General features: G+C 71.8%; 9 protein-coding genes. 7 read left to right on the top strand and 2 right to left on the bottom strand.

Annotated features, from left to right (window positions below; genetic code table 11):
• Window positions 1–5: 5 nt before the first annotated feature.
• Window positions 6–797 carry an alpha/beta fold hydrolase gene (locus tag AC3WQY_RS15750; protein WP_492709570.1) on the top strand — a complete coding sequence of 264 codons (792 nt, stop codon included), beginning with the start codon at window positions 6–8 and terminating at the stop codon, window positions 795–797.
• On the opposite strand, the gene AC3WQY_RS15745 is transcribed toward AC3WQY_RS15750, so the two are convergent.
• The gene (locus AC3WQY_RS15745) at window positions 790–1,908 is read right to left on the bottom strand and encodes a GGDEF domain-containing protein (protein WP_285233954.1); all 1,119 of its coding nucleotides are present in this window, start codon (window positions 1,906–1,908) and stop codon (window positions 790–792) included. The two genes, AC3WQY_RS15750 and AC3WQY_RS15745, sit on opposite strands and share 8 nt — an antisense overlap.
• Before the next feature lie 69 nt (window positions 1,909–1,977).
• On the opposite strand from AC3WQY_RS15745, the gene AC3WQY_RS15740 reads away from it, so the two are divergent.
• Together AC3WQY_RS15740 and AC3WQY_RS15735 are read left to right on the top strand one after the other, a co-directional pair.
• Complete coding sequence (locus AC3WQY_RS15740; RefSeq protein WP_285233955.1) at window positions 1,978–2,268, top strand: antibiotic biosynthesis monooxygenase family protein; 291 nt, start codon at window positions 1,978–1,980, stop codon at window positions 2,266–2,268.
• Entirely contained in the window at window positions 2,265–3,401 is a 1,137-nt protein-coding gene (locus tag AC3WQY_RS15735) for an alpha/beta hydrolase family protein (protein ID WP_492709569.1), read from the top strand. Before AC3WQY_RS15740 ends, AC3WQY_RS15735 begins: the two co-directional genes overlap by 4 nt.
• Before the next feature lie 7 nt (window positions 3,402–3,408).
• Here the strand turns inward: AC3WQY_RS15735 and AC3WQY_RS15730 are convergent, their stop codons facing one another.
• Window positions 3,409–5,661, bottom strand: a complete 2,253-nt coding sequence (locus tag AC3WQY_RS15730; protein ID WP_492709568.1) for a bifunctional diguanylate cyclase/phosphodiesterase — start codon at window positions 5,659–5,661, stop codon at window positions 3,409–3,411.
• A 248-nt stretch (window positions 5,662–5,909) separates the two neighbouring features.
• On the opposite strand from AC3WQY_RS15730, the gene AC3WQY_RS15725 reads away from it, so the two are divergent.
• The 4 genes from AC3WQY_RS15725 to AC3WQY_RS15710 form a co-directional block, all read left to right on the top strand.
• Window positions 5,910–7,181, top strand: a complete 1,272-nt coding sequence (locus AC3WQY_RS15725; protein WP_492709567.1) for an efflux RND transporter periplasmic adaptor subunit — start codon at window positions 5,910–5,912, stop codon at window positions 7,179–7,181.
• Window positions 7,182–7,201: 20 nt separating this feature from the next.
• Entirely contained in the window at window positions 7,202–7,927 is a 726-nt protein-coding gene (locus AC3WQY_RS15720; protein ID WP_285233959.1) for an ABC transporter ATP-binding protein, read from the top strand.
• Window positions 7,924–9,222, top strand: coding sequence for a TolC family outer membrane protein (locus AC3WQY_RS15715; protein ID WP_492709566.1), 1,299 nt, complete (start codon window positions 7,924–7,926; stop codon window positions 9,220–9,222). Before AC3WQY_RS15720 ends, AC3WQY_RS15715 begins: the two co-directional genes overlap by 4 nt.
• Window positions 9,222–10,266: ABC transporter permease (locus tag AC3WQY_RS15710; protein WP_492709565.1), on the top strand; the 1,045-nt coding region annotated here is incomplete at its 3' end. The genes AC3WQY_RS15715 and AC3WQY_RS15710, both read left to right, overlap by 1 nt.

Genomic DNA, 10,266 nt, shown 5'->3' with positions numbered 1-10,266 from the left:
GCCAGATGACGGCAAGCTGGCTGCAGCCGCTGCACCTCGAGGGCCGGCAGCTGCAGATCGAATCGCAATGGCTGAGCGCCGAGCGGCGCGCCCGGCCCCTGGTGGTGTTCCTGCACGAGGGCCTGGGTTCGCTGTCGCAGTGGCGCGATTTCCCGCAGCGCCTGTGCGATGCGATGCAGTGCCGCGGCCTGCTGTTCTCGCGCCCCGGCTATGGCAACAGCACGCCGCGCACCGAGCCCTGGCCGCAGGACTATCTGCAGCGCCAGACGCGCACGCTGCTGCCGGCCTATTTCGACGCGCTCGGCCTGCAGCACGAGCGCCTGTTCCTGTTCGGCCACAGCGACGGCGCCAGCCTGGCCCTGCTGTTCGCCGCCGCCTATCCGGCGCGCGTGCGCGGCCTGGCGGCGCTGGCGCCGCATCTGTTCGTCGAGCCGATGACGCTCGCGGGCCTGCGCCAGGCCAAGCAGGCGTTCGAGTCCGGCCGCTCGCTGCGCGCCGCGCTGGCGCGCCACCATGCCGACGTCGACTCGGCCTTCTATGGCTGGAACGACGCCTGGCTGCGGCCGGGCTTCGAGCAATGGAATATCGAGGCCGATCTGCGCGGCCTGGCCTGCCCGGTGCTGGCCCTGCAGGGCGAGGGTGATGAATACGGCAGCCTGGCGCAGATCGAGGCGGTGGGGCGCATCCATGCGGACACGCGCGTGGTGGCCCTGGCGCAATGCGGCCACGCACCGCAAAAGGACCAGCCCGAGGCCGTCATCGCCCACACCAGGGCGCTGCTGCCCGAGTTCAGCTGATCAGCGCGCCTATGCCCGGCCCCACCACCAGATTGCGCCCGCCCTGCTTGGCGCGGTAGAGCGCGGCATCGGCGGCGGCCACCAGGCGTTCGGCCACTGCCGGCAGGGTGGCGTCGGCGGCCGAGCCGTCCACCTCCTCCAGCATCGCCAGCCCGATCGAGGCGGTGATGTTGAGCACCTGGCCGGCGGCCGCGGGCACTTGCTGGACGGCGATGCGCTGGCGGATGCGCTCGGCGATGTCGCGCGCCGCGGCCGCCGCCGCGCGCGGCAGCAGCACCACGAATTCCTCGCCGCCCCAGCGCGCCACCGTGTCGCCGGCGCGCAGCTGCGCCTGGATCAGCAGGCCGACGGTGCGCAGCACCAGGTCGCCGCGCGCATGGCCGTGGCTGTCGTTGATGCGCTTGAAGAAGTCCACGTCCAGGAACAGGCAGGCCAGCGCATGGTGGTGGCGGCGCGCCTGCGCGATCTCGATCTGGCAGCGGTGCTCGAAGTAGCGGCGGTTGTGCACGCCGGTGAGCATGTCGGTGAGGCCGGCGAGCTTGAGCCGCTCCTGGTTCAGCACGCTCTCCAGGCATACCGCGACGATGGCCGCCAGGCGCTCGAGGAACTGGGTGCCCGCCTGCGCGTCGTAGCGCTGCGCATCCAGGCTGCCGAAATGCAGGCTGCCGATCAGCTCGCCGCGGCGCAGCAGCGGCAGCAGCGCCACCGAGCGCGGCCGGACCGCACCGAACAGGTCGCCATGGCGGCGCGCATCGAAGGGCCCCAGCCAGGGCCGCGGCGTCATGCCGTAGAGGGCCTCGAGCTCGTCACCCAGCGGCAGCAGGCGCAGCGCCTCCAGCTCCGGCTCGCCCTGGGTCTTGAGCAGGCGGCTCAGCTCCAGCTCGCGGTCCAGCAGGCTCAGGGTCACGCTGTCGATGCCGAAGGCCGGTTTGTAGTCGCACAGCAGCAGCTTCACCAGCTCGACCACCGAGCCCGCGCCGATCAGGCGATGCTCCAGGCCCTCGAAGCGGCGCAGCTTGTCTTCGTTGGCACGCGCCTCGCGCAGCAGTGCGTCGAGCTGGCCCCGCAAGGCCAGATTCTCTGCCGCCAATCCCTCGAGTTCTGTTCGCACGCCGCGCTCCTCCACGCCTCAGGCGAGAATGTAGCCGCAAGCTGGCGGCGTGCCAGCAGGGGAGACACCATGATTCTGGAACTTGCCGATATCCGCATCCAGCCCGGCCAGCAGGCCGCTTTCGAGGAAGCCCTGCATCGCGGCGTGCAGAGCGTGATCTCGCGTGCCCAGGGCTTTGTGGGCTACCGCCTGCGCAAGGGCCTGGAGTCGCCCGAGCGCTATCTGCTGCTGATCGAATGGGCCACGCTGGAAGACCATACGGTGCATTTCCGCGGCGGGCCGCTGTTCGCCGAATGGCGTGCCATCGTCGGCGGCTTCTTCGCTAGCCCCCCGCAAGTGGAACATTTCTGCCAGGTATGAACGCAAGGCTGCTGCCGCTGGTGCTGACGCTGGCCCTGCTCGGCTGCGCCGGCCCGCGCGGCCATCAGCGCAGCCAGGCGCCCGCGCCGCAGGCGCAGCACCTGGCGAACGCCCAGGCGCTGGCGGCCAGCGGCTACCGCGCGCCCATCCAGGAGGGCGCGAGCTTCAGCCCGCAGCATTGGCTGGTGCAGGGCGAGAAGCTGCCGCTGGCGCTGACCCTGCCGAGCCAGGGTCAGGCCTTGCCCCTGGTGGTCTATCTGCCCGGCCTGGGCGAGTCCGAACAGGCCGGCGCGCTGTGGCGCCAGGCCTGGGCGCACGCCGGCTACGCGGTGCTGTCGGTGCAGCCGCTGGACGAGGACGCGCTGGCCTGGGGCTCGGAGCTGGCGCGTGCCGCCGAGTTCAGGACCCTGGCGCGCGAGCGCCATGCCGCCAGCGCGGCACGCCTGGCCAAGCTGGAGGCGCTGCTGCAGGAGGCGCGCCGCCGCGCCGCCGCCGGCGACCCCGATTGCGCAAGGCTGGACTTCGGCCGCATGGCCATCGCCGGCTACGACCTGGGCGCCCAGAGCGCCCTGCTGCTGGCGCCGCAGTTCCGCGCCAGCATCCTGCTCAGCCCGCTGGTGGCGCCGGGCGAGGAAGGCGCCGCGCGCTATGCCGGCATCCAGGTGCCGGTGCTGAGCATCACCGCCAGGCAAGACCTGGACCCGAGCGGCTTCGTCGCCTCCGCCGAGGCGCGCCAGCTGCCCTTCCGCCTGATGCCTGCCGGCGCCAAATACCTCTTGCTGCTGGACGGCGCCAACCATGCGCGCCTGGCCGGCCACAGCGAGGAGGAGCTGGACGCGCTGGCGCAGGACCGCAGCGCCGCGCGCGCCGGCAGCAACACCGGCAACGGCCGGCGCGGGCGTGGCGGCAGCGGCAACCTGCCGCGCGGCGCCGAGCCCACCCCCATGCTGCCCAGCGCGCGCGGCCTGCCGCTGCGCGAGTCGCATGGCAAGGCGGAATTCGACGTGCTGATCGCCGGCACCACGGTGGCCTTTCTGGACGCCCATCTGCGCGAGCGCCCGGCCGCGCGGCAGTGGCTGCAGGCGCAGGCGCAGGCCTGGCTGGGCGAGCTGGGGCAGTGGCAGCAGCGCTAAGGAGCCGCTAGCCGGCGTGGCGCAGGATGCCGCCGCGGCCGCCGGTCTTGACGCGGTACATGGTCTGGTCGGCCATGCGCAGCAGCTCGGTGGCGCCGCTGCCGTCCTGCGGGTAGAGGGCATAGCCCAGGCTGGCTGAGAGCTGCACCGAGCCCCACTGCGCGCCCAGGTCGATGGGCTGGCGGATGCTGGCCAGCACGCGCTGCAGGATCTCCTCGCCGTCCTGCGCCACGCCCGGCAGCACCAGCACGAACTCGTCGCCGCCGATGCGGCAGACCGTGTCCACCGCGCGCAGGCATTGCTGGATGCGCCTGGCGATCTGCACCAGCACCTGGTCACCGGCGGCATGGCCCAGGCGGTCGTTCACCGGCTTGAAGCCGTCCAGGTCCAGCATCGCCACCGCCAGCGTGCGGCCATCGCGCTGGCTCTGCGCCAACGCCTGGCGCAGGCGGTCGTCAAGCAGGCGCCGGTTCGGCAGGCCGGTGAGCGCGTCGTGGCCGGCCAGATGCTCGATCTGGGCCTGCTGCTGCTTGAGGGCGCTGATGTCCACCAGGATCCACAGGCTCTCGCCGCTCTGCGGGTTGAGCAGCGCGCCGTGCACCGCCAGCCACAGCGTGGCGCCGTCCTTGCGCCGCACCTGCAGCTCGCTGCGGTAGGCACGCCCCGCCTGCAGCGCCGCGCGCGCCTGCGCCACCTGGTGGCCGAAGCTGTCGGCATCGGCGAAGGCCAGCTGGCCGTCCTGGCCCAGGATCTGCTGCTCGTCATAACCCAGCATGTGCTGCACCGCGCGGTTGAGCCACACCACGCGCCCGCCCTTGAACTTGACGATGCCGACCAGCTCGTTGTCCAGCATCACGCTCTGCTCGCTGCTGAGCGCGCGCAGCGCCTGGCGCGCCTGGTTCAGCTCGGTGATGTCGAACAGCACCGAGCGGCTGCTCACGATGCGCCCCTGCTCGTCGCGCAGCGCGGTGGCGCTGATGCTGACCCGGCGGCGCGTGCCGTCGCGGCTCAGCAGTTCGACCTCGACGTCGTGGATCTCGCCCTCGGCCAGGAAGCGCGGGAACTGCGCCTTGAACAGCGCCTGCCCCTCCGGCGTGAAGAAGTCCGCCGGGCCGAGGCGGCCGATCAGCTCCTCGCGCCGGCAGCCCAGCCAGCCCAGCTCGGTGTTGTTGACGAGCAGGTAGCGCCCCTCGGGGTCGAGCGAGTGGTAGCCGCAGGGCGCGTTGTCGTAGAGATCCTGGTAGGTGGCCTTGGCCTCGTCCAGGCGCCGCGCCAGGCCGGCCTCGTTGCGCCAGGCGCGCACACCCGCCACGCCGCTGGCACCCAGCGCCAGCAGCGCCATCGCGGCCAGCCCCAGGGTCAGCCAGGCCTGCTCGCGCCAGGGCGCCAGATAGCCCTCGCTCGCCAGGCCCACCACCATGTACTGGCCCGACAGCGGGATGCGCCGGTAGCCAAAGAAGCGGTCGATGCCGTCGGAGACCGTGTGCACCCGGTACTGCCCCTCGTCGGGCTGGGCCGCCAGCGAGCGCCGCAGCTCGTCCGACACCTGGTTGTCGCCCAGCGGCGCCGGCGGCCCGCCGTTGCGCACATGGCGGGCGATCAGCCTGACGCTGGCGGAGCGCAGCGCGATGGAGTCCTGCGGCTCCAGGCGCACGGCCGCAAACAGGCGCTCGAAATGCGCGCTCTGCAGGGTTGCAAACACCACGCCGGCAAAGCTGCCGTCGCGGCGCTCGAGGCGGCGCGCCAGCGTGAAGCCCCATTGCCCGCTGATGCGCGAGAGCTTGGGCTCGGACACCGCCAGCCGCGCCGGCAGGTCGCGCGCCTGCTGGAAATAGTCGCGGTCGGCATTGCTGACGCCGGCCCCCGCCTGCGATGCGCCGGGGCCGTGCACGCGCCCATCGGCATCCGCCACGCGCAGGCTGTCCAGCTCGGGCAGCAGGGCGCGCTGGCGGTTCAGCAGGGCGTCGAGCGCCGGCTCGTCGAGCGGCTCGCGCAGGCGCTCCTGCAAGGTCTGCAGGGCCAGATCGACGCGCCTGAGTTCGGCGGACACCAGCAGGCTCAGCTCGGAGGCACGGCTGGCCGCCGCGGCCTGCGCCCGCTGCTCGTAGCTGCGGCGGCTGTCCACCAGGCTGCTGAAGGCCAGCGCGGCAATCAGCAACACCACCACCCCATGCGCCAGCAACAGGGGCAGCAGCAGGCGGCGCGGCATCGCGGAAAGGCGCAGGGTCGGGGCAAGCCCGCCGACGGGGTGGTTGGCCATGTCATCCAGATTGTTCGTCACCCAGCATAGGCCGCCGCCCACTGTGCGGCTTGACCTGCATCATGAGCGCGACGTGCCGCTGCGGAGACGCCGCGGACGTACGCCGGACTGTCCGCGGCACTGTCCGCGGACACTTTCCGCCCCCTGGAGCCAGCGCCAAGTGCTTGATTCATATGGCCGCGGGCGCCGCGCCGGGGCTGGCACGTGGCTTGCGATAAGGGCCGCATACCCACGCCACAAGCGCCCAGATGATCCGAGACACCTCCGCCCAAGACAAGCTCCTGCCGCAGGGCCCGCGCCGCGGCCGCCGCTTCGCGATCGCCGCTGCCGGCCTGGCCGGCCTGGGCCTGCTGGCCTGGGCCGCGCCCGGGCTGAAACGCCAGCTCTCGGCCGACCAGTCGATCAGCGCCGGGCGCCTGGCCATCGCCACCGTGGAGCTAGGCCAGCTGACGCGCGACGTCGCCGGCGACGGCAAGGTGGTGGCGGCCGTCAGCCCCACCCTCTATGCCGGCAATGCCGGCAGCGTCAGCCTGCTGGTGCAGGCCGGCGATGCGGTCAAGCGCGATCAGCTGCTGGCACGCCTGGCCAGCCCCGAGCTGACGGCCCGGCTGGCGCAGGAGCGCTCCAACGCCGATGCGCTGAAGAGCGACATGCTGCGTGCCGAGGCGGACGCGCGCCAGCAGATCGCCCAGGCGCAGAGCAATCTGGAAACCAGCAGCATCGCCCACCAGACCGCGCAGAACGACCTCAAGCGCCAGACCCAGGCCTTCGAGGCCGGCGCCACCGCCGGCATGCAGGTGGACCTGGCGCGCGACGCGGTGGCGCGCGCCCAGGTCGCGCTCAAGCAGGCCCAGGGCCTGGTGGGGCTGAAGGACGACGCGCTCAAGTTCGAGCTGCTCGCCAAGCGCCAGGCCTACGAGCGCCAGCTGATGCAGGTGAAGGAGCTGGAGCGCCAGGTCGAGGAGCTGAACGTGCGCTCGCCGGTGGACGGCCAGGTGGGCCAGCTCTTCGTCACCGAGCGCAGCACCGTGGCCAAGGATGCCAAGCTGCTGTCGGTGATCGACCTCAGCGCGCTGGAGGTGCAGATGCAGGTGGCCGAAAGCTTTGCGCGCGAGCTGGCGCCCGGCATGCCCGGCGAGATCCGCGGCAACGGCCAGAGCTGGAAGGGCGTGGTCAGCTCGATCTCGCCCGAGGTGGTCAACAACGAGGTGGCGGCGCGCCTGCGCTTCGAGGGCCAGCGCCCGGAGCAGCTGCGCCAGAACCAGCGCCTCAGCGTGCGCGTGCTGCTGGACCAGCGCGAGCAGGTGCTGAGCGTGGCGCGCGGCAGCTTCATCGAGGAGAGCGGCGGCCGCTACGTCTACGTGCTGCAGGACGGCCAGGCGCTCAAGCGCGCGATCCGGCTGGGCGCGCAAAGCCTGGCCAAGGTCGAGGTGCTGGAGGGGCTCAAGCCGGGCGAGCGCGTCGTCATCTCCGGCAGCGATGCCTTCAAGGGCGCCGAGCGCGTCAACGTCAGTCAATGAACAGCGAGAGGAACAACACCATGCTGAAGATGAAGAACCTGTCCAAGGTCTACCGCACCGAGATGGTCGAGACCTATGCGCTGCGCGACTTCAACCTCGAGGTCAAGGAGGGTGAGTTCGTCGCCGTCACCGGCCCCTCGGGCTCGGGCAAGACCACCTTCCTCACCATCGCCGGCCTGCTGGAGGCCTTCAGCGGCGGCCATTACGAGCTCGACGGCGTGGACGTCAGCGCGATGAACGACGACCAGCGCTCGCGCCTGCGCAACCAGAAGATCGGTTTCATCTTCCAGGCCTACAACCTGATCCCCGACCTCAATGTGCTGGACAACATCGAGGTGCCGCTGCGCTACCGCGGCATGAAGGCCGAGGAGCGCCGCCGCCGCGCGCGCGAGGCGCTGGCGCGCGTGGGCCTGTCGGCGCGCGAGAAGCACTACCCGGCCGAGCTCTCGGGCGGCCAGCAGCAGCGCGTGGCGATCGCGCGCGCGCTGGCCGGCGAGCCGCGCCTGCTGCTGGCCGACGAGCCCACCGGCAACCTCGACAGCCAGATGGCGCGCAGCGTGATGGACCTGCTGGAGGAGCTGCACCGCGAGGGCGCCACTATCGTGATGGTGACGCACGACCCGCAGCTGGCCGCGCGTGCGCAGCGCAATGTGCATGTGATCGACGGCCAGGTGGTGGACATCGCCGCCGAGCTGGGCCTCAGCCCCGACCTGTTGTCGCCGCGCCGCCCGGCGGAAATGGCATGAAGCTGCACGCCCTCGTGCTGAGCCTGGCCGCGACCCTGGTCGGCGCCGGCCCGGCGCATGCCGAAGACCTGCTGCAGGTCTATGCCCAGGCGCGTGCGGCCGACCCGCTGCTGGCCGGCGCCGATGCCCAGCGCGGCGTGCAGCGCGAGCTGGCCACGCAGGCGCGTGCGGCCCTGCTGCCGCAATGGTCGCTGGGCTATAGCGAGACGCGCTACCAGGCCGATGGCGCGCGCGAACAGCGCAGCACCAGCAGCGTCAGCCAGGTGCTGCTCGACCTCGGCCAGCTGCGGCGCTGGCAGGCCGAGACCAGCCTGGTCACGGCCCAGGACGCGCGCGTGCTGGCGGCCGAACAGGACCTCTGCGCACGCGTGGCGAGCGCCTATTTCGGCGTGCTCTCGGCCCAGGCGGCGCTGAAGAATGCCGAGGCCAACGAGGCCGCCTTCGCCCAGCAGGTGCAACAGGCGCAAGAGCGCTTCAAGGCCGGGCTGTCGGCGGCGGTGGACGTGGAACAGGCGCGCACCTACTACCAGCTCTCGCGCGGCGCCAGCATCCAGGCGCAGGAAAACCTGGCCGATGCGCGCCAGGCCCTGGCCCAGATCACCGGCCAGCAGCCCGGCGCGCTGCAGGCCCTGGCCGCCGATCTGCAGGCGCAGGAACCTCAGCCTCAGGACCGCCAAGCCTGGGTCGAGCAGGCCCTGCAGGCCAACCCGGCCCTGCAGGCGCAGCGCCTCGCCCTGCAGGCCAGCGAGCAGCGCATCGGCGCCGCCGGCGCTGTGCATCTGCCCACCGTGAGCGTCGGCCTCGACAGCACGCGCCGCCAGGGCTCCGCCGTCAGCGAGCCGGACAGCGGCCGCAGCCTGACCCAGCTGGCGCTGCGCCTCAACATCCCGCTGTTCGCCGGCGGTGCCACCGAATCGGCCAAGCGCCAGGCCGTGCACCAGCGCGACGCCGTGCGCGAGCAGCTGGAGGCCGCGCGCCGCGCCCTGGTGCGCGAGACCGAGGCCCAGTACCAGGCGGTGCGCGCCAGCCTGGCGTTGCTGCAGAGCAGCGCCGCGGCGGTGCAGGCGGCCAACCAGGCGCTCGCCTCCACGCGCGCCGGCCAGGCCCTGGGCACGCGCAGCATGACCGATCTGCTGCTGGCGATCCAGAGCCAGACCGCCGCCCAGGGCGCGCATGAGAACGCGCGCCACCGCTATGTGCTGGCCACCCTGCTGCTGCAGCAGGCCGCCGGCCAACTGGGCGAGCCCACGCTTGCCAAGCTGAATCTGCTGTTGCAATCCAAAGGGGAATCCTGATGCTCGGCCACTACTTCGAACTGGCGCTGCGCAGCTTCAAAAGCAGCCGCGGCCTCACCATCCTGATGCTGCTGACCATTGCCATCGGCGTGGCCGCCTGCATGACCACGCTGACGGTGTTCTACGTGCTGTCGCGCGACCCCATCCCGGCCAAGAGCGCACAGCTCTACAACATCCAGCTCGACGCCGAGCGCCTGGGCAACGGCTTCCAGCCCGGCGGCGAGCCGACCCAGCAGCTCACACGCCTGGATGCCGAGGCGCTGCTGCGCGAGGCACGCGCCGACAAGCAGGTGATGATGACCGGCGGCGGCGTGGCCCTGACGCCCGAGCAGTCGGGCGAGCGCCCCTTCAATGTGCGTGCGCGCTATCCCAGCGCCGACTTCTTCGCCATGTTCGACGCGCCCTTCCTCTACGGCGGCGGCTGGAGCAAGGCCGACGAGCAGGCCGAGGCGCGCGTGGTGGTGATCTCGCGCGAGCTCAACGAGCGCCTGTTCGGCGGCGCCGACAGCCGCGGCAAGATGCTGCGCCTGCGCGACAAGGACATGCGCATCATCGGCGTGCTGGACCACTGGCGCCCGGTGCCGCATTACTTCGACCTCACGCTCGGCAGCTTTGCCGACACCGCCGAGGTGTTCGTGCCCTTCGCCACCGCCATCACGCTGAAGTTCTCCAGCTGGGGCAATTTCAACTGCTGGGCCAATGTGGCGCCCTCCGAGGCGCGCAACGTCGGCGCGCCCTGCGCCTGGCTGCAGTACTGGGTGCAGCTGGACACGCCCGCCAAGGCCAGCGCCTATCTGGACTACCTGAAGCGCTACTCCGATGCCCAGCGCAGCGCCGGCCGCTTCGAGCGCCCCACCAATGTGCGCATGCGCCCGGTGATGGCATGGCTGGACGCCAACCGCGTGGTGCCGCATGACATCAGCCTGCAGCTCTGGCTGGCCTTCGGTTTCCTGGCCGTCTGCCTCACCAACACGGTGGGCCTGCAGCTGGCCAAGGCGCTGCGTCGCTCGGGCGAGATCGGCGTGGGGGGGGGGGGGGGGGGGG

The organism is Roseateles sp. FW301-B2, assembly GCF_058788955.1.
The sequence above is the reverse complement of the archived record's forward strand: the minus strand, read 5'-3'. Positions and strand labels throughout refer to the sequence as shown.